Origin of the sequence: Synechococcus sp. CCY 9618 (assembly GCF_019038415.1) — a bacterium.
Lineage (GTDB): Bacteria > Cyanobacteriota > Cyanobacteriia > PCC-6307 > Cyanobiaceae > Cyanobium.
The window spans coordinates 171,032-190,459 of the sequence record NZ_JAFKRG010000009.1; the positions used below are offsets into that span (position 1 = coordinate 171,032).

The 19,428-nt window shown below is 66.7% G+C and carries 17 protein-coding genes; 8 read left to right on the forward strand and 9 right to left on the reverse strand.

The annotated features are described in order from the left end of the window. Positions 1–96: 96 nt before the first annotated feature. From KUG41_RS02310 to KUG41_RS02330, 5 genes are all read right to left on the reverse strand, one after another. Complete coding sequence (locus KUG41_RS02310) at positions 97–2,187, reverse strand: transglutaminase family protein (protein ID WP_254216744.1); 2,091 nt, start codon at positions 2,185–2,187, stop codon at positions 97–99. Positions 2,188–2,235: 48 nt separating this feature from the next. Further along, positions 2,236–4,653, reverse strand: coding sequence for a glycogen/starch/alpha-glucan phosphorylase (locus tag KUG41_RS02315; RefSeq protein ID WP_216900651.1), 2,418 nt, complete (start codon positions 4,651–4,653; stop codon positions 2,236–2,238). Between the two features lie 126 nt (positions 4,654–4,779). Then, positions 4,780–5,691, reverse strand: coding sequence for a transglutaminase family protein (locus KUG41_RS02320; protein ID WP_216900652.1), 912 nt, complete (start codon positions 5,689–5,691; stop codon positions 4,780–4,782). Then, positions 5,676–6,656 (reverse strand): alpha-E domain-containing protein, encoded by a 981-nt coding sequence (locus tag KUG41_RS02325; RefSeq protein WP_216900653.1) that lies wholly within the window; start codon positions 6,654–6,656, stop codon positions 5,676–5,678. The genes KUG41_RS02320 and KUG41_RS02325 overlap by 16 nt, the downstream gene beginning before the upstream one ends. Next, a complete protein-coding gene (locus KUG41_RS02330) occupies positions 6,650–8,089 on the reverse strand; it encodes a circularly permuted type 2 ATP-grasp protein (RefSeq protein WP_216900655.1) in 1,440 nt (479 codons plus the stop codon). Before KUG41_RS02330 ends, KUG41_RS02325 begins: the two co-directional genes overlap by 7 nt. A 195-nt stretch (positions 8,090–8,284) precedes the next feature. On the opposite strand from KUG41_RS02330, the gene KUG41_RS02335 reads away from it, so the two are divergent. Beyond that, positions 8,285–8,746 (forward strand): PilZ domain-containing protein, encoded by a 462-nt coding sequence (locus KUG41_RS02335; RefSeq protein ID WP_216900657.1) that lies wholly within the window; start codon positions 8,285–8,287, stop codon positions 8,744–8,746. Between the two features lie 188 nt (positions 8,747–8,934). On the opposite strand, the gene ureC is transcribed toward KUG41_RS02335, so the two are convergent. From ureC to KUG41_RS02350, 3 genes are read right to left on the reverse strand one after another with little or no spacing between them, the layout of a single operon-like run. Continuing rightward, positions 8,935–10,659, reverse strand: a complete 1,725-nt coding sequence (gene ureC, locus KUG41_RS02340) for an urease subunit alpha (protein WP_216900659.1) — start codon at positions 10,657–10,659, stop codon at positions 8,935–8,937. A 43-nt stretch (positions 10,660–10,702) separates the two neighbouring features. Continuing rightward, positions 10,703–11,020: an urease subunit beta gene (locus KUG41_RS02345; protein ID WP_216900662.1), complete on the reverse strand. Its 318-nt coding sequence runs from the start codon at positions 11,018–11,020 to the stop codon at positions 10,703–10,705. A 12-nt stretch (positions 11,021–11,032) separates the two neighbouring features. After that, entirely contained in the window at positions 11,033–11,335 is a 303-nt protein-coding gene (locus KUG41_RS02350) for an urease subunit gamma (protein WP_216900664.1), read from the reverse strand. A gap of 201 nt (positions 11,336–11,536) precedes the next feature. Between KUG41_RS02350 and KUG41_RS02355 the strand changes: the two genes are divergently transcribed. Continuing rightward, positions 11,537–12,541 carry a hypothetical protein gene (locus tag KUG41_RS02355; RefSeq protein ID WP_216900666.1) on the forward strand — a complete coding sequence of 335 codons (1,005 nt, stop codon included), beginning with the start codon at positions 11,537–11,539 and terminating at the stop codon, positions 12,539–12,541. Here KUG41_RS02355 and KUG41_RS02360 read toward each other — a convergent pair. Then, positions 12,521–13,456, reverse strand: a complete 936-nt coding sequence (locus KUG41_RS02360) for an urease accessory protein UreD (RefSeq protein WP_216900668.1) — start codon at positions 13,454–13,456, stop codon at positions 12,521–12,523. The genes KUG41_RS02355 and KUG41_RS02360 overlap by 21 nt on opposite strands. A gap of 65 nt (positions 13,457–13,521) precedes the next feature. Between KUG41_RS02360 and KUG41_RS02365 the strand changes: the two genes are divergently transcribed. From KUG41_RS02365 to urtC, 6 genes are all read left to right on the forward strand, one after another. Beyond that, the gene (locus KUG41_RS02365) at positions 13,522–14,070 is read left to right on the forward strand and encodes an urease accessory protein UreE (protein ID WP_216900670.1); all 549 of its coding nucleotides are present in this window, start codon (positions 13,522–13,524) and stop codon (positions 14,068–14,070) included. Next, complete coding sequence (locus KUG41_RS02370; RefSeq protein ID WP_216900672.1) at positions 14,067–14,771, forward strand: urease accessory protein UreF; 705 nt, start codon at positions 14,067–14,069, stop codon at positions 14,769–14,771. The genes KUG41_RS02365 and KUG41_RS02370 overlap by 4 nt, the downstream gene beginning before the upstream one ends. A 41-nt stretch (positions 14,772–14,812) precedes the next feature. Beyond that, the gene (gene ureG / locus KUG41_RS02375; protein ID WP_216900674.1) at positions 14,813–15,427 is read left to right on the forward strand and encodes an urease accessory protein UreG; all 615 of its coding nucleotides are present in this window, start codon (positions 14,813–14,815) and stop codon (positions 15,425–15,427) included. A 212-nt stretch (positions 15,428–15,639) separates the two neighbouring features. Then, positions 15,640–16,935: an urea ABC transporter substrate-binding protein gene (gene urtA / locus KUG41_RS02380; protein WP_216900676.1), complete on the forward strand. Its 1,296-nt coding sequence runs from the start codon at positions 15,640–15,642 to the stop codon at positions 16,933–16,935. A 138-nt stretch (positions 16,936–17,073) separates the two neighbouring features. Next, positions 17,074–18,231, forward strand: coding sequence for an urea ABC transporter permease subunit UrtB (locus KUG41_RS02385; RefSeq protein WP_216900678.1), 1,158 nt, complete (start codon positions 17,074–17,076; stop codon positions 18,229–18,231). Between the two features lie 60 nt (positions 18,232–18,291). Further along, positions 18,292–19,398 (forward strand): urea ABC transporter permease subunit UrtC, encoded by a 1,107-nt coding sequence (urtC, locus tag KUG41_RS02390; RefSeq protein WP_216900680.1) that lies wholly within the window; start codon positions 18,292–18,294, stop codon positions 19,396–19,398. Positions 19,399–19,428: the final 30 nt, after the last annotated feature.

A 19,428-nucleotide genomic window follows, 5' to 3' on the forward strand; every position in this document is an offset into this window, starting at 1 on the left:
GAAAAGTGAGGGGATGTGAAAGGCCCATGCAGGCCATCTCCCTCCTTGCCTGATGCTTCCCGGTCGTCAGGTCTGCGCTCTCAGCGTCGGTGGGCCTCAACCGATCCGCAGGTCGATGGTGCGATCCCCGGACCGGCGGCGCCCCTGCCAGGGCACCGCCCCATGGGATGGCCCGGACTCCTGAGCCGGAGAGGCTTCGAAGCTGTGTCCGTCCTCATGCAGGCGGAAGCCGAAGTCCCCGTCGGGGGTCTGAAGCACGAGCTCCAGCGGCATCTGGGGGGCGATCGCCGGATGCAGACAGGGGTAGAGCCGCTGGTAACGGAAGCGCACCGCTTGGACCGGTGACTCCACCCCGTCGGCGGGGGGCAGCGGCAGGGGCCGACCGTTGATCAGCAGCCGGCAGTCCCGGCGGAAGGACGGGTTGGCCTCCACCTCGAACCGGCGCAGGGAGCCATCGATGAACCGGCTGGTGAAACCACCCTGCACGGGGGTGTCGCAGATCAGGGGCCAGGGTTCGGGGGCCGGGCGCAGCACAAGGGCCGCCGCTTCCTCGCCGGTCTCGCCGCTGTCCTGCGCCTGCCAGCGCAGCAGGGGAGGGAAGCGCCATTCCCAGATGGCGCGGTAGGGCGCTGGATCCAGGATCAGGCCATCGGCGGCCAGGGCCGCCAGGATTCCCTCCAGATCGGCCCACAGCTGGCTGGGCAGCAACTGGCGGTCGTGGAGGGCCGAGCCCCAGTCGTGCAGCTGGGACGGCCGGTGGCCAGGCTCGAGCAGGTGGGCCGCCAGGGCACTCCAGAGCAGGGCGATGGCGCTGCTCCAGGCCATGTGGGGCAGGCTCTCCAGGGCCCGGAACTCCACCAGCCCCAGGCAGCCGGCCGGGGCCCCGGGGTTCCAGAACTTGTCGAAGCTGATCTCACTGCGGTGGTTGTTGCCGCTGCGGTCGGCATGCAGATGGCGCAGGGTCTCGCCGATCAGGCCCCGATGGTCGCCGGAGGGCTCGTCCGAAGGCCTCCCTTCAGCCTGTTCGATAGCGCGGTAGGCGAGCTCCAGGTCGAAGCAGTCGCCGATCGCCTCGTCGGGCCGTGGTGACTGGGAAGCGGGCCCCACTCCGGGGCCGCAGAACAGATAGGCCAGGCACGGGTGGTGCTGCCAGTAGCGCAGGATCCCCATCAGCCAGCCCGGCCTGGAGAAGAAGGGATGGCGGGCCAGGTCAGGGCCGCCCCAGAGCAGATGGTTGCCGCCGCCGGTGCCCTCCTGGCGGCCGTCGGCCAGTGCCTTCCAGCTGCGCAGTCCCACCCGCGCGCCGGCCTCCTCCAGCCGTTGCAGCCACTGGTGGTAGTCACCCCAGCCATGGCAGACGGGCAGGTTGATCTCCAGCACACCCGGGTCGGCGGTCAGACCCAGCACCTGCCAGCGCTCGCCCGCGTCATGGGGCAGCACACCACTGAGCCGCGGCGCGGCCAGCCTGCCCAGGCTGTCGGCCACCGCCTGCAGCAGCACCCGCAGGGGTTCCCGCTCAAGGGGAGGCAGGAACAGCTCCCAGCCCTGGGGATCGACCTCCAGGGTGAGCACCTGGCGGGGCAAGTCCTCCGGCAGGTGCTCCAGCGGCAGGCGCAGGCCGGCGGGCCCGGGAGCGCCGCTGAGTTCCCGCAGCCCAGGCTCCAGGGGCCAGGGGGCCGCCAGCCAGTCGATCGCCGACTCCTCCTCGGTCTCATCCCGCGGGGCGACACTCAGGGGAGCGGCCCAGGCGCGGCGTTCGGGATCCAGGGGGTCCCGCAGGGGCACCGGCTGCAGGGCGACGCCCAGCAGGCCGCTCAGCCGCCCCAGCCAGGCCAGGGCTTCGGTCGTTCTCAGCGGCCTGCCCTCGGTTCCAGGCTGGCAGGGGCCGGGCCAGTGCACTGCGGGGGCGCCGTCGATGCCCAGGAACAGGCGCAGAGCCCAGCGGGGATTGACTTCCCCGTCGTAGCGCTTGCCCGGGCAGTACAGGAGGGTGCTGCCGGGCCAGACCCGCTCCTGCAGATCCCTGGCCAGGGCCCGGGCAACGGGGAGCTTGGTGGGACCGTCAGCGGTGACGCTCCATTCGGGCCCTTCCGGCTGGAGGGGCACCAGGGTGGGCTCACCGCCGAGGGTGAGCTGGATGCCGGCGGCGGTGAGGCGGGATTCGGCTGCCTCGGCCACCTTCTCCATCCAGCTCATGAGGGCCAGCTCATGCGTGTTGCGGGAGGCTCATGGGGACTATTTGGGAATCACGCTGCAGGAGTTGACGGGAACCGGAACCACCTTCCAGATGCGCTCGGCATACTCAAGGATGGAACGGTCGCTGCTGAAGAAGCCGCAGCGGGCGGTGTTCAGCACGGACATCATGCTCCAGCGTCCGGCATCGCGCCAGGCGCCGTCGACATCGTTCTGGGCACGACGGTAGTCGCCCAGGTCGGCCATCACCCGGAAGGGATCGCTGCTGCAGAGGTTGGCCAGCAGGGGATGGAACAGGTCGCGGTCGCCTTCGCTGAAATGGCCTGAGCCGATCAGGTCGATGGCCTCCTTGGCCAGGGGGTCGTTCTCCAGCCAGGGCATCGGGTGGTAGCCGTTGCGGTTGATGTTGTCCAGCTGCTCGGCGGTGTGGCCGAAGAGGAAGAAATTATCGTCGCCGACCCGCTCCCGGATCTCGATGTTGGCCCCGTCGAGAGTGCCGATGGTGAGGGCCCCGTTCAGGGACATCTTCATGTTGCCCGTGCCGGAGGCCTCCATGCCGGCGGTGGAGATCTGCTCGGAGAGATCCACGGCGGGATAGATCTTCTGGCCCAGCTTGACGCTGAAGTTGGGAAGGAAGATCACCCGCAGGCGACCGTCCATGGCCGGATCGATGTTGATGATCTCCGCCATGCCCACGATCAGGCGGATGATCAGCTTGGCCATGGCATAGCCCGGTGCCGCCTTGCCGCCGAAGATCACGGTGCGGGGGGGCAGATCCTCACCGGCGCGCAGCCGCAGGTAGCGCTCCACCACCTGCAGGGCCGCCATGTGCTGGCGTTTGTATTCGTGGATCCGCTTCACCTGCACATCGAACAGGGAGGCGGGATCCACCAGCACACCGGTGTCGTGCCGGATCGTGGCCGCCAGCCGCTCCTTGGCCTGCTCGCGCACACCCTGCCAGCGTTCCAGGAAGGCCCCGTCGGTGGCCAGGGGCTCGAGCCGTTTCAGCTGGTCCAGGTCCTTGCACCAGTCGGGGCCGATGGTGTCGTTGAGCAGGGCCGCCAGGGGGGGGTTGGCCACCGCCAGCCAGCGCCTGGGCGTGACGCCGTTGGTGATGTTGGTGAAGCGATCCGGCCACACCTGGGCGAATTCGGCGAACAGGTTCTCCTTCAGCAGCTTGCTGTGCAGTTCGGCCACGCCGTTGACCGTGTGGCTGCCCACCACGGCCAGGTGGGCCATGCGCACCTTGCGGTGCGGTCCTTCCTGGATCAGTGACAGGCGCTCCAGCAGTTCGGGCTGGCCCGGAAAGCGGATGCGCAGGGTGCGCAGGAAGCGGGCATTGATCTCGTAGATGATCTGCAGCTGGCGGGGCAGCAGCTGCTGGAACAGCTCCAGGCCCCAGGCCTCCAGGGCTTCGGGCAGCAGGGTGTGGTTGGTGTAGCTGATCGTGGCGGTGGTGATGTTCCAGGCGGTGTCCCAGTCCACCCCGTGGTCGTCGATCAGCAGCCGCATCAGTTCGGCCACAGCGATCGCCGGATGGGTGTCGTTGAGCTGCACCGCGAACTTGCGGTGGAACTCCGTGACCGGGATCCCCTGGCCCTCGAGGATGCGGAACATGTCCTGCAGGGAGCAGGAGACGAAGAAGATCTGCTGACTGAGCCGCAGGCGCTTGCCCTGCACCATCTCGTCGTTGGGATAGAGCACCTTCGAGAGGGTTTCCGACTGCACCTTGTGCAGCACGGCCCGGGTGTAGTCGCCGGCGTTGAAGGAGGCGAAGTCGAAGGCATCGGGCGCCTGGGCTGACCACAGCCGCAGGGTGTTGGCGGTGTGAACGCCGTAGCCCAGGATCGGGGTGTCGTAGGCCACGCCGATCACCGTCTGGCCGCCGATCAGCACCGGATAGCTCCATTCCGGCCGGATCACTTCCCAGGGATTGCCCCGGGCCAGCCACGGGTCGGTGCTCTCCATCTGGCCGTGGGGGCCGATCTGCTGGCGGAAGATGCCGAACTCGTAGCGGATGCCGTAGCCGATGGCGGGCAGCTCCAGGGTGGCCATGGATTCCTGGAAGCAGGCGGCCAGGCGGCCCAGGCCGCCGTTGCCCAGGCCCGGTTCGGGCTCCTCGGCCAGCATCTCCTCCAGGCTGAGCCCCAGGGCGCTGCAGGCGGCCTCGGCCTCGTCCCGCAGGCCCAGGCTCACCAGGTTGTTCTCCAGATGGGGCCCGAGCAGGTATTCCGCCGAGAGGTAGGTGGCCGTGCGGACGTGCTGGCTGGTGTACGTGTCGGCCGTGTCGACCCAGCTGGTGAGCAGGATGTCGCGCACCGCCAGGGACAGGCAGACGTAGTGGTCGTGGGTGGTGGCGAGGGAGGCGGACTTGGCCTGGCTGGAGAACAGATGGCGGCGCATCGCCTCCATGAGGGCCTGCCCCTTGGTGGGGCTGGAGATGGGGGTGGAGCTGGCCATGGGCAGGTGCCGAAGTGGGCGGAGTGGAACCAGTCCTGGCCTGGGGAGTGACCCTGCCGCTGCACCATCGGCTACAAGCGGCAGCAGCTTAAGGGAGGCTTCGTTTCGGCACGCGGGCCGTCAGGGTCAGCTCTGCAGGGCCTCGAGCGAGGCGGCGGGGCTGGCGGGGGCGATGGTGGTGGGATCGAGCAGTTCCGCCTGGATGTTCCAGGCCAGTTCGCTCTCGACCACCGAGGGTCCCGAGAAGCTGCCGTTCACCGCGGCCGTGAGCATGGGCTTGGAGGAGGTGGCCAGGGTGATGTACCGGTCGTCGACGGCGCCCATGCCGCTGGGGTCGAATCCCCGCCAGCCGGCCCCCGGCAGGTAGACCTCCGCCCAGGCATGCAGGTCGTATTGCTTCGGCCGGGGCTCCACCAGGTGGTACCCGCTCACGAACCGGGCCGGCAGGCCGACGCACCGGCAGGCCTCGATCATCAGCATGGCCAGGTCGCGGCAGGAGCCCACCCGCTCCTTCAGGGTGCGGCCCGCCGGCCAGGCCGGCCCCACGTGCCGCTGGGTGTACTTCACCCGGTCCTTGATGATCTCCACCAGCTGCTCCAGGAACATCAGGCCGCGCTGGTCGCTGCCCATCAGCGCCTCCTGGGCGAGGTCCACCGCGGCCGGGTCGTGCTGACCATTGGGCAGCCAGCCCTCGAGGGAGCCCATCAGGTCGCCGTTCAGATGGCCCACCGGGTAGGGCAGCTGCGGCTCCTGGTCCTCCAGGCAGGTGGCCAGGGCCGGGGGCATCTGGGTCTCCACCTCGCTGATTGCCTGCACATGGAAGAGGTCGGTGCCACCATCGAAACGGGCCCGCAGGATTTCGTCACCGCTGGCGGCCACGAGGGGATAGAGCCGGGACGGCTCCGGAGTGATGGCGAGCTGGAAATGGAGCAGGCGCTGGAAACCGTGGCCCCGGGGCTTCAGGCAGAAACGGTGGGGGCCCAGAAACACCGGCGCGCTGTAGCGATAGTCGAAGGTGTGAGTTATGCGGGCTCGCATGCCGGCTCGTGACTGGAGGTGGCGCTCGTCGGGGCGATGAAGTAGCGGGCTTCGATCAGCTCATGAAGGCGATTCAGATTGGACTGGAAGTTGTCGATGGCTTCGTGCAGCCCAGTGGAGACGAGCTCGTCGATTCTGGTGAAACTCCAGTGGGCGAGAGTGAGGCCGATCAGGCATTCCAGATCATCGGCGGGCCTGGGAACGGAGCTGCCGCGGATGATACGCAGGGTTTCGTTGATCCTCTCGAGGCAGTAACGGACCGAGCGGGGAAAGATCGGATCGAGCAGCAGGAAGGCAGCCACTGCCTTCGGTTCGATGGCCTGCTGATTGGATTGGCGGAACATCTGGTAGGCGCCGGCGGAGCGCAACAGAGAAATCCACTGCAGCTCATCGAGGACCCCTCCCACCTCCTCGGGAGAGGGAAGCAGCAGGAAGTACTTCACATCCAGGATGCGGGTGGTCTTGTCGGCCCTCTCCAGCAGCCTCCCCAGGCGGCTGAACTGCCAGGAGAGGTCCCGGCTGAGGGTGGCATCGGTGATGCCGTAGAAGAGCTGGCAGGCGCGGCGGATCTCCCGCAGCTGCTCCTGGGGAGGCTGTTGCCAGAAACTCTCCTCCTGCAGGTTCCAGTAGATGTCGTTGATCTGCTCCCACATCTCGGTGGTGATGACCTCCCGGATCTGGCGAGCGTTCTCCCGGGCGCTGCCGATGCAATTCAGCACGCTGCTCGGATTCTCCGCCTCCCGCACCAGGAAATGGATCACGGCCTCGGGGGTGACCACCGGGCAGAGCCTGTCGAACAGCTGGCGATCCCCGCTGGCCTCGATCAGAGGCAGCCAGGGCTCGGCGCTGCCCGGGGGGCAGTCCAGGGCCATCGCCTCGCTCACCTCCACGAAGCGGGAGATGTTCTCGGCCCGCTCCACGTTGCGGTTGATCCAGTAGAGGGAGTCGGCGACGCGGCTCAGCATGGGGCTTCATCCACGATCCAGGTGTCCTTGCAGCCTCCGCCCTGGGAGGAGTTGACCACCAGCGAACCACGCCGCAGGGCCACACGGGTGAGACCGCCGGGGCTCACCCAGGCCCCCTTGCCCCGCAGCACGTAGGGCCTCAGGTCCACATGGCAGGGGTAGAGCTCCCCTTCGCTGAGGGAGGGCACGGTGGAGAGCTCCAGGGTGGGCTGGGCGATGAAGTTGCGAGGATCGGCCTGGATCTTGATGGCGAACTCGTCAATCTCCGCCTGGGCGGCATGGGGGCCGATGAGCATGCCGTACCCCCCCGCCTCGGCCACCGACTTCACCACCAGCTCCGCCAGGTGCTCCAGCACGTAGACCTGCTCGTCGGGGCGGGAGCACAGGTAGGTGGGCACGTTCTCGATGATCGGCTCCTCGCCCAGGTAGTAGCGGATCATGTCGCCCACGTAGGCGTAGATGAGTTTGTCGTCGGCCACGCCGGTGCCCGGGGCGTTGGCGATGGCCACCCGGCCTGCCGCGTAGGCCGCCATCAGGCCCCGCACCCCGAGCAGCGAGTCGCTGCGGAACACGGCCGGGTCGAGGAAGTCGTCGTCGATCCTCCGGTAGATCACGTCCACCGCCTCCAGGCCGGCGGTGCTGCGCATCCAGACCCGATCGCCTTCACAGACCAGGTCGCGGCCCTCGACCAGCTGGATCCCCATCTGCTGGGCCAGGTAGCTGTGCTCGAAATAGGCGCTGTTGAAGACCCCGGGGGTGAGCAGCACCACCTTGGGCGCATCGGTCCAGGGGGCGAGTTCCCGCAGGGTCTGGAGCAGGTGGGAGGGGTAGTCGTCGATGGGCTGGACCGTGCGGCCGGCGAACAGGCTCGGGAACATGCGTTTCATCACCCGCCGGTTCTCGAGGAAGTACGCCACCCCTGAAGGACAGCGGAGGTTGTCCTCCAGCACCCGCCAGGTGCCGGCACCGTCGCGCACGAGATCGAGACCGGAGATGTGACACCACCGGCCCAGGGGTGGCCGGAAGCCCTGCATCTGGGGCCGCCACCCCTGGGAACTCTCCACGTCGGACCTGGGCACCACGCCGTCGGCCAGGATCTTCTGATCGCCGTACACGTCGGCCAGGAATTGGTCGATCGCCTCGAGACGCTGGACCAGGCCCCGCTCCAGCCGCTCCCACTCCCGCGCCCCGATCAGTCGCGGCAGGGGATCGAAGGGGAGAATCCGCTCCACCCCCTTGCTGTCGGAATCGTTGAGCCGGAAGGTGGCGCCGAGCCTCTTGAGCAGCATGCCGGCGGCCACGTGGTTCCGGTTCAGCTGATCGAGCCCCATCTGGCCCAGGGAGGAGAGCAGGGGCTTCAGAGCTGCCCGGGGCTGGTCGGTGGCGCTGAAGTACTCGTCATACCCTTGGCTTGGTTTGTACTCAGTGAACATTCCAGACCCTGCCGCGCGCATGGATACTGCAGTGCCGCCGGGGGCCTCACCCGTTGCCGTTGTTACGAAACCAGGGGGGCTGGCCGGCGAACTCCTTCTGAAACTGTAATTTCCTCCGGCGATTCAGCGGAAACCCGACCACCCCGGCGCCCGCACGTCAAGATGGAGAGGCAGGGAAACGTGCTCATGACCCCCATGGAGACCAGCCCCCTGCCGGCGACGGTTGCTTTCGAATCCGCCACCCTCCTCAGGGCCGAGGAGGATGAAGCGTCAGGCCAGGAGCATCGGGCCTTTGAGCGTCACGCTGTTGAATGCTGCCGCCCCATCGCCATCCGCCGGCTCGATGCCGACCGCCAGCCCTCCGGCCGCTGGTTTCTTGCCGACATCCTGGATCTGAGTGAGGGCGGCTTCTGTCTGCTCGCATCCGATGACCAGAGCATGGAGGCGGGCCAGTGGCTGCAGCTCGACCTCCGCTCCCATCCGGGTTTCAGGCAGATCCGCATGCAGGCCCAGCTGCGCTGGTTCGTCAGAGCCCACTTCGCTCTCACCTTCGGGGTGGCTTTCGCCGCGCCCCTGTCGGAGGTGCCCACCCTGGCGGTGGAGCGCCGCGGCTTGCGCCGGGATCCGAATCTGGAGGATTGGGCGCTGGAGGAGTGATAAAAAACTCCTGATACCGGCAGCTATTGCTGGTCGGTTGGCCCTGTCACCCCGCTTGATCCAACCGTGTGGCAGGTCTCTGCGAGTTGTGAAGCCTCGTACCGTGATCGCTGACCTCTGCAACGGTGAAGCGGCCGCATCCGGCTGATGCGGTGGCCTGTGGCCCTTCGAACCATGCGCCAGCGGCGCTACAGCAGAAAGTAGCGCTGGGCCATCGGCAGCACCTCGGCCGGTTCGCAGGTCAGCAGTTCGCCGTCGGCGAACACCTCGTAGGTCTGGGGGTCCACCTCCACCTTCGGCAGGGCGTCGTTGTTGCGCATCTGGGCCTTGCCGATGCCCCGGGTCTGCACCACCGGCACGCAGGTCCGTTTCAGCCCGAGGCTGCGGGGCAGGTCGGCCTCAAGGGCGGCCTGGCTCAGGAAGGTGAGGCAGCTGGCGGCCAGGGAGCCGCCGTAGGCGGCGAACATGGGCCGGCCGTGCACGGGACCGGGGGTGGGGATCGAGGCGTTGGCATCGCCCATCTGGGCCCAGACGATCGAGCCCCCCTTGATCACCAGCTCCGGTTTGACACCGAAGAAGCCCGGCTTCCACAGCACCAGATCGGCCAGCTTGCCCACCTCCACCGAGCCCACCTGGCTTTCGATGCCGTGGGCGATGGCCGGGTTGATCGTCACCTTGGCGATGTAGCGCTTCAGCCGGTGGTTGTCGTTGCGGGCCCCGCGGGGATCAGCGGCGTCCTCCGGCAGGAAGCCCCGCTGCACCTTCATCTTGTGGGCCGTCTGGAAGGTCCGGGTGATCACCTCCCCCACCCGGCCCATGGCCTGGGAGTCGCTGGCGATGATGCTGAAGGCGCCCAGATCGTGGAGGATGTCCTCGGCGGCGATGGTTTCGCGGCGGATGCGGGATTCGGCGAAGGCCACGTCTTCCGGGATGCGGGGATCGAGGTGGTGGCACACCATCAGCATGTCGAGGTGTTCCTCGAGGGTGTTGCGGGTGTAGGGGCGGGTGGGGTTGGTGGAGCTGGGCAGCACGTTGGCCTCACCGCAGATGCGGATGATGTCCGGCGCGTGGCCGCCGCCGGCCCCCTCGGTGTGGAAGGTGTGGATGGTGCGGTCGCCGATGGCCCGGATCGTGTCCTCCACGAAGCCCGCCTCGTTGAGGGTGTCGGAGTGGATGCAGACCTGCACGTCGTAGCGGTCGGCCACCGTCAGGCAGCAGTCGATGGCGGCCGGGGTGGTGCCCCAGTCCTCGTGCAGCTTGAGGGCGCAGGCCCCCGCCCGGATCTGCTCCTCAAGGGCTTCGGGGGTGCTGGCGTTGCCCTTGCCGAAGAAGCCCAGGTTCACCGGCAGGCCCTCGGCGGCCTGGAGCATGCGGGCCAGGTGGAAGGCCCCGGGGGTGCAGGTGGTGGCGTTGGTGCCGGTGGCCGGGCCGGTGCCGCCGCCCATCAGGGTGGTGACACCGCTGGCCAGGGCTGTCTCGATCTGCTGGGGGCAGATGAAATGGATGTGGGTGTCGATCGCGCCGGCGGTGAGGATGTGGCCCTCGCCGGCGATGGCCTCGGTGCCCGGCCCCACCACGATGGTCACCCCATCGGTGATGTCGGGGTTGCCGGCCTTGCCGATGGCGCAGATGCGGCCGTCCCTCAGGCCGATGTCGGCCTTGACGATGCCCCACCAGTCGAGGATCAGGGCATTGGTGATCACCGTGTCCACCGCCCCCTCCGCCCTGGGGGTCTGGGCCTGGCCCATGCCGTCGCGGATCACTTTGCCGCCGCCGAACTTGACCTCGTCGCCGTAGGTGGTGAAGTCGTTCTCCACCTCCAGGATCAGCTCCGTGTCCGCCAGCCGCAGCCGGTCCCCCTTGGTGGGGCCGTAGGTCTCGGCGTAGGCGCGGCGGTCGATGCGGTAGGGCATGGACGGAAGGACGAGGACGGAGGGACGAAGGAGCGGGGCTGGCCTAGTCGAGGGGGCCGTTGACCAGGCCGTTGAAGCCGAACACCCGGCGGTCGCCGGCGTAAGGAATCAGGTTCACGTCGCGGGTGTCGCCGGGCTCGAAGCGAATGGCCGTGCCGGCGGGGATGTCGAGCCGCAGCCCCCGGGCCGCGTCGCGGTCGAAGCGGAGGGCGTCGTTCGCCTCGTGGAAGTGGAAGTGGGAACCCACCTGCACGGGCCGGTCGCCGCTGTTGGACACCGAGAGGGTGGTCACGGGCCGGCCGGCGTTGAGTTCGAGGGTTCCGGGTTCGGGGATCAGCTCGCCGGGGATGATCGGGGCCATGGGGGAGGGGGGCTAACGGATCGGATCGTGGAGGGTCACGAGCTTGGTGCCGTCGGGGAAGACCGCCTCGATCTGGACCTCCCGGACCAGCTCCGGCACCCCTTCCATCACCTGCTCCCTGCTGAGCCAGGTGGTGCCCTCCTGCATCAGTGCGGCGACGGTGCGGCCATCCCGTGCTCCCTCGAGCACCTGGAAGCTGAGCCAGGCCACCGATTCGGGGTGGTTGAGCCGCAGGCCTCGGTTCAGTCGCCGTTCGGCCAGCAGGGCGGCGGTGACGATCAGGAGTTTGTCCTTCTCCTGAGGTGTCAGGTGCATGGACCAGGCGGCAACGGGGGCATCCTGTCAGGGACGGGCGCGGCGACCGGTTCCTCGCGCACTTTTTTCTGGGATCAGCCAGCGACGCCCTTTCAGGCCGCGCGGGCGGAGGATGATCTCTGGGTACGACCGGCTGAGCATGGGAAGGGGCCGACGACCCTGCATAAGGTTCAGGTCATGGGGTTCGGGAGTCCGTTGGTCGTGTCAGCCTCTGTGACGGATGGAACCGCCTGGATCCGCAGGGCTCCCCTGACCCTGGAGGAGCTGAAGATCCTCGCCGTGGGCACTCTGCCGGTGGCTGTGCTGGCGCTGGGGCACGGCCTCTTCGAGCTGGTCGGTCAGACCTTCCACGAGATCTACAGCGTCGTCATCCAGTCGCCCTCAGCCGATCTCTCGCGGCACGCCGTCACCCAGGCGGGGCAGGCCTGGGCTGCCACGGCGTTGATCTATCTGGTGGTGGGCTCCGCCGCCCTTGGCCTCCTGATCCAGCAGCTGCGCAGCCGGGTGCGTGGTGCTGCCCAGGTTCCGTTTCTGGCTCTGGCGACCCTGCTCAGCGTGCTCGGGGTGGGGCACCTGGTGATCGTGGACATGCAGCGTCATCCCCTCAGCGCGATCTTCTATCTGACCTTCGAAAGCCTCAGCCGCAGCGGACTGCTGGACGTCGGACGCCTCGACGGGGTCCATCGGGTGCTGGACGTCATCAATGTGATGAGCGTGGTGGTTCCGGCCTCGGTCTGTGCCGTCATGCCCCTCTGCATCCTGGCTCCTCCCCGGGGCTGGACCGAAGCCTCCCTGGCCGCCCGGATCAAGGACGCCCGGCAGTTGGGAGTGGTGGCCTCGGCTTTCCTGGTGGCCGGTTTGCTGCACATGTTCTCCTGGATGCAATGGTCAAGCGCCCTGCTGATGGAGAAGCCGCTGGAAGCCCTGGCCTCCAGCGTCACGCTCTTCTGGAGCTGCGTCTTCACCCTGATGCTGGCCGCGGTCTACATCCCCCTGCTGCTGGTGCTGCACCACAGGGCCGAAACGGTGATGGATCAGCTGGAGGTGCCGCCCAGGGAGCGGGCGGACTGGCTGAAACAGCGGGGCCTCTCCTACGACGCCCTGTCCCAGCTGCCGCAGCTTGCCGCCATCTCTGCCCCGCTGCTGGCGAATCAGATCGGGGACGTGCTGCTGCGCACCCCACCCCTACCGCTCGCCATCGGCTGAGGTCCCGCAGACAGCCTGCGCCAGCGGCTCCTCCTGGAAGGGCCACACCCGGGGCAGGACCGGAGCCGCCAGCCCCTGTTCCGCACGGATGCGGGCCCAGAGGCGCACGAACCAGAAGCGCGCGGCCGTGCTGGAAGGGCCCCGGTAGCGCGCCACCAGCCCCTGGTCGAGGGCGCCGCAGGCCATCTCACCCTCCAGGCCCGCGCGATCGGAACGGCACAGCTCCAGCAGCCGCTGCATCCGCTCCGCCGGCAGGGGATGGGGTGCCGCCCACACCAGGGATCCGAACACCGGCTGGCCCGCCATCCCATGGGCCTCCTCCAGAGCGTCTCCGGACAGCTCGAGCCGGTCCACCAGCTCCCAGCGGTCGGGCCCGTCGGCCGTCGCCCCAAGCCGGCGGACCTCCAGCAGGGAGCGCCAGCGCCCCTGGCCCAGTTCCTCACCGGCCGCGGTCCGGCCCAGGCGCACCACCTCCCCCCCCAGCCAGCCCGCCCCCGGGGCGAGCGTCACCCGGGCGCGCTGCTCGTACAGGGCCCCCGCGTAGAGCACCAGTTCCTGGGGCAGCCATTCCAGATCGGCTCCGGCCTCCACCGCGAAGGTCAGCTGCTGGCGGGCCCAGCTCCCCGCCGGCGCCCGGCGGGAGCGGCCGATCGAGCCGTACACCTTCTGGGCAGCCACGCTGGTGAGCAGGACCCGGCAGCCGGCCTCCAGGGTGGCTGAGATGTGGAGCCGGTCGCCTCCCACCAGCCCCCCGGCGGTGTGCAGGACCGGCAGCTCGCAGCGGCCGTCGGCCCCCTGGAAGGCCCGCTGCACCTTCAGCGGCGCGGTGCCGCCCCCCTGGTGCCGGGTGCCCCGGGCCCCGCGGGCGAACCGCAGGCTGGCTGTGCCGGACCAGCCGTTCGCTGTGTCGCCCATGGACCTGCGGATCCCCGATCGAAGGGTCACACTCTGGGGGTTGAACTGCCGCCGAACCGCAGGCCATGGCCGAAACGGAACCGGACCCCCTCCTGCTCATCGGCCGGCTGCCGCCGGGACAGGCCACCGGTGAGCAGGATGCTCCTGAGCCGCTGCGGCTGGAGCTCAGTGCCGATGAGCGCACCCGGCTGCGGGGCCACCGCCGCAGCCGCTGCGGCCAGGACCTGCTGCTGCAGCTCCCCAGGGGTGCGGCCCTCGAGCCGGGGGAGTGGCTCGCCGATGCCGCCGGCCGGCTTCGGGTGCGGGTGGAGGCGGCTGCGGAGCCCCTGTTGCTGGTGAGCGGCCGCGATCCCCTGGCCCTGCTGCGGGCCGCTTATCACCTCGGCAACCGTCACGTGGCGCTGCAGGTGGGGGAGGACGGCCTGCGGCTGCTGGAGGATCCGGTGCTGGAGGCTCTGCTGCAGCAGCTGCCGGGCCTGCGGCTGGAGCGCCGCCTGGAGCCCTTCCTGCCGGAGGCCGGTGCCTACGGGGGGAGCCATTCCCAGGGCCATGACCACGGCCACGACGGCCATCCCCACGCCCACGCCCGGGCGCTCTCGCAGCAGCAGCCATGAGCCTCAGCAGGCTGCGTCTGTTCCAGCTGGTGAGTCCCGCCCTGCCGGTGGGGGCGTTCAGCTACTCCGAGGGCCTGGAGGTGCTGGTGCAGGCGGGCAGCCTGCGCGACGCCGACGGGGTGGGCCGCTGGCTCGGGGCGGAGCTGGCACGGGGGGGGCTGGCCCTGGAGGCCTCCAGCCTGCCGCGGCTGATGGACGCCCTGGCCCGCTGGCGCGACGTTCCCGACGGCGAGGGCTGGGAGGCCGTGCGCCAGCTCGATGGCTGGTTGCTGGCCCAGAGGGAGGCGGCCGAGCTGCGGGCCCAGCTGCGCCAGATGGGCCGCTCCCTGCTGCAGTTGCTGTCCGACCTGGATCTGCCCCTGCCGCCGCTCCCGCCGGCGGCCGCGGCCGGCCCGGCTCCCCGTCTGGCCTGGCCCGCGGCCTGGGCCTGGGCGGGGCTGGCCCTGGGGATCGACCCGTTGGAGGTGGTGGAGGCCTACCTCTACGGGTGGGTGGCCACCCAGCTCAGCGCCGCCGTCCGGCTCGTGCCGCTGGGCCCCACCGAGGCTCAGCGGCTGCAGCTGGCCCTGGCTCCCTCCATCGCTGCCCGGGCCGCCGATCTGGCTGCCGCCGATCCCCAGGCCCTGTGGAACGGCGGCGTCGGTGCCGGCCTGGCCCAGCTGGGTCACGCGGAGCTCTACTCCCGCCTGTTTCGCAGCTGAGGGCGCCGGCGGCAGGATGGCAGCCATCCTGAGATCGGGCGATGGGCAGCAAACTGCGGGTGGGCGTGGCCGGGCCGGTGGGGTCGGGCAAGACGGCCCTGGTGGAGGCCCTCTGCCGGCGGCTGCGGGAACGGCTGCAGCTGGCGGTGGTCACCAATGACATCTATACCCAGGAGGATGCCCAGTTCCTCACCCGCGCCGGGGCCCTGGCCCCCGAGCGGATCCGCGGCGTGGAGACCGGCGGCTGCCCCCACACCGCCATCCGGGAGGACTGTTCGATCAACCGGGCGGCGGTGCAGGAACTGGAGGAGACCTTCCCGGGCCTTGACCTGGTTCTGGTGGAAAGCGGCGGCGACAACCTGGCGGCCAGTTTCAGTCCCGAACTGGTGGATCTCTGCATCTATGTGATCGATGTGGCCGCTGGCGACAAGATCCCCAGGAAGGGCGGGCCTGGCATCACCCGCTCTGATCTGCTGGTGATCAACAAGATCGACCTCGCCCCCATGGTGGGAGCCAGCCTGGCGGTGATGGAAGCGGACACCGAACGCATGCGGTCGGGCCGTCCCTGGTGCTTCACCAATCTGCGCACCGGCGAAGGCCTCGATCGTGTCGAGAGCTTTCTGTTGCGGCAGTTGCCTGAGCTCGCCGTCGCCTGAACTCCGGCCATCCCCCTCGTCGCCGGCTTACTTCCATTACGAAGAAACGTCAGCATTGCAACAAATCGACAGAGGCCCGGCGTGCAAATCCGCACCGCCGCAATCCCTGAGGCGCTTTTTGTCTCATTGGATACCAGGGTTAAGCACGTCCTTCCGTACCTTTCACCTTGCCGTCGGTTACGGCGACTACAATTCAACTTGAATAGGCTTCAATGTCTCTGCATCTTTCAAGGCGACTGGCAGCTGCTCTCGCCGTAACTGCCGTGAGCGTGACCATCGTTTCCTGTGGAGGTGAGTCTGGATCCGGCGGCAATTTCGACGGTGAAGTGAAGGTCGGTATCCTTCACTCCCTCAGCGGAACGATGGCCATCTCCGAAACGACTTTGAAAGAAGTCGAGGAAATGGCCATCAAGGAGATCAATGATGCCGGCGGCGTCAAGGTTGGCGGCAAGTCCTACAAGATCGTCGCCATCACCGAAGACGGCGCCTCCGACTGGCCCACCTTCGCCGAGAAATCGCAGAAGCTGATCGATTCCGACAAAGTTGCTGTCGTCTTCGGTGGCTGGACCTCCGCCAGCCGTAAGGCGATGTTGCCGGTGTATGAGTCGAAGAACCACATCCTCTTCTACCCGATCCAGTACGAAGGTCAGGAATGTTCCAAGAACATCTTCTACACCGGTGCTGTTCCCAACCAGCAGGCTGAACCGGCGGTTCAGTGGCTGATGGACAAGTTCTCCGACAAGCTCGGCAAGAAGGTCTATCTGGTGGGCTCCGACTACGTGTATCCACGTACCGCCAACACCATCATCAAGGAGCAGATGAAGGCTCTTGGTGGAGAAACCGTCGGCGAGGATTACATCCCTCTCGGCAACACTGAGGTGGCGCCGATCATCGCCAAGATCAAGAAAGCCTTCCCCGATGGTGGCATCATCATCAACACCTTGAACGGTGACTCCAACGTTGCCCTCTTCAAGCAGTTCAAGGCTTCGGGTATCGACCCTGCCAAGTATCCGATCATGTCCTTCTCCATCGCGGAAGAAGAGATTCGTCAGATCGGTCCTGAGTACACCACCGGCACCTACGCCGCCTGGAACTTCTTCATGAGCCTGGATACCCCGGCGTCCAAGAAGTTCACCGAAGACTTCCAGAAGATGTATGGCGCTGATCGGGTCACCGGTGACCCGGCGGAATCGGCCTACAACATGGTGTACCTCTGGAAGAATGCCGTCGAGAAGGCTGGAACCTTCGAGGATCTCGACAAGGTCCGTACGGACATGATCGGGATCACCTTCGCCGCTCCCCAGGGCGAGATCAAGATGTTCCCCAACCACCACACCTCCGAGCGCGTGCTCATCGGTGAGGCGGAGCCCACCGGCCAGTTCAAGATCCTGTACGACAGCGTCAAGGCGATCCCCCCGATCCCTTGGAACCAGTTCGTTCCTGAGACCAAGGGCTTCACCTGCGACTGGACCCTCGATCGTCCTGACGCCGGCAAGTTCAAGATGTGATCTCGGCCCAGGCCGCCCATCCGTGAAGCAACGGTGGTCCCTGAGGGGACCACCTCCCTCCGGTTCGAAGCCCATCCCGTTCGACCTGATCCAGCGTCGCGAGAGCGATGCTGGATCTAACTTTCAACATTCATTCCGTTGGAACTCTTCTTCTCTCAGATCCTCGATGGCCTCAGCATCGGATCTGTTCTGTTGCTTGCGGCCACTGGTCTGGCCATCGTTTTTGGCCTGATGGGTGTCATCAATCTCGCCCACGGCGAGTTCATGATGCTGGGCGCCTATGTCACCTATGTGGTGCAATCGGCCTTCAAGCCGATGGGTGGTGTGATCTTTGAGCTGTATTTCCCCATCTCATTGATCTGTGCCTTCATCGTGACGGGCCTGATCGGCGTCTTGCTGGAGAGGACGTTGATCCGGCAGCTTTACGGCCGGCCCCTGGAAACATTGCTCGCCACCTGGGGTGTCAGCCTGATTCTCATTCAGCTGATTCGCAGTATCTCCACGGCCATGATGCTTGGCATCATTGTTGCTGTTGTCGTTGGATTCTTCCTCACAAGGCTACTGCGAGCCAAGTTCTCCCAGCGGCCTTTCTTCACCTATCTCAATGGAATGGGCTGGGCCCTTTCCATTGGCATCGGCCTGATTGCCGTCAACCTCTTTGATCAGATTCGTCCCCTCTCCAAGGCCTGGTTCGGTCCGCGCAACATTGATGTGACGGCACCCAAATGGCTGCAGGGAAGCTGGGGAATGATCGGCACGATCGAACTCCCCGGTCTGAGAATCTTCATCATCCTGCTGTCAGCTTTGCTGCTGCTGGCCACCTACTGGTTCCTCAACAAGAGCGTCTGGGGTCTGCGCATCCGTTCGGTCACCCAGAACCGGCAGATGAGCAACTGCCTGGGCATTCCCACCGATCGCGTTGACAGCATCACTTTCGGCATCGGATCCGGCCTTGCAGGTGTCGCCGGTTGCGCCATCACCCTGCTGGGATCGGTGGGGCCCAACCTGGGTGCTGCCTACATCGTCTCCTGCTTCATGGTGATCGTGCTGGGTGGGGTGGGAAATCTCCTCGGCACCGTCCTGGCGGCCTTGCTGCTCGGCATCATCCAGTCGGTGATCGGTTCGGGCACGCTGCTCACCATCTTCCCCGACCTGCCTGATGCAGCCCGCGGCGTGATCGAATTCTTTGCGACCACCAGCATGTCTCTGGTGCTCGTGTTCATCTTCATCATCGTCTTTCTCCAGTTCCGTCCCAACGGCATGTTCCCCCAGAAGGGTCGCTCGGTCGATGCCTGACCCGACCACCTCCACCCCCTGCGGTTTTCCTTTCCATCTCCCCACCAGGAGGCCATCATCTTGAAACTCTTCCAACGACTCGTCCCCTGGATTCTGCTGGCGATTGCCCTGTTCATTCTGCCGGCAGCCCTCGACGATTTCCGGCTCAACCTATTCGGACGCTATTTCGCACTGGCCATCACGGCCCTGGCGATCGATCTGATCTGGGGGTACACCGGTCTGCTGAGTCTTGGCCAGGGGATCTTCTTCGCCCTGGGTGGTTATGCGGTGGCCATGTACCTGATGCTCAACACCAAGAGCCTGGCAGGTGGCAACGGAATTCCCAAATTCTTCGAAAACTACGGTGTTTCGGAGTTGCCGTTCTTCTGGACACCGTTCTGGTCTCCGGTGTTCACCTTGATCGCCCTTTGGGTGATCCCAGCGGTGGTGGCTGGTCTGGTGGGTTGGTTGATCTTCAGAAACAGAATCAAGGGGGTGTATTTCTCGATCATCACCCAGGCTGCGTTGATGGTCTTCTTTCACTTCTTCAACGGCCAGCAGAAGCTGTTTGACGGCACCAACGGCCTCAAGACCAGCACATCCCAATTGTTCGGTGAACTGGTCGGCTCGCCTGAGATGCAGGTCTGGTTCTACCGTCTCACCGTGATCCTGTTGCCACTGGCTTTTCTGGTATGCCGCTATTTCACCAGCGGACGCTTCGGTGACGCCCTGATCGGCATCCGCGACGATGAGACACGTATTCGCTTTGCCGGCTTCAATCCCGTCCCCTTCAAGACCATCGTCTTCCTCGTGGCAGGAGCCCTCTGCGGTATCTCTGGAGCTCTCTACACCGTGCAGTCGGGGATTGTTTCACCCCAGTACATGTCGATCTCCTTTTCGATCGAGATGGTCATCTGGGTGGCTGTGGGTGGTCGCGGAACCTTGGTGGGACCCATCATCGGTGCCACCCTGGTGAACTATCTGCGCAGCCTGGTGAGTGAGGCCCTGCCCGAGGCCTGGCTTTTCGTTCAGGGTGCCCTGTTCATCTTCGTGGTGGTGCTGATGCCGGATGGAATCTATGGCTGGGTCACCAACGGTGGCCTCCGCAGCCTTCTGGCGGCCTTCGGCATCGCCAGAAAGGCCAAGACCTATCCCCGACTCGACGAGGAGGCCGTGGCCGTGGACTAGGCCGCCAGACGATGTTGTTCCTCCTTCTTC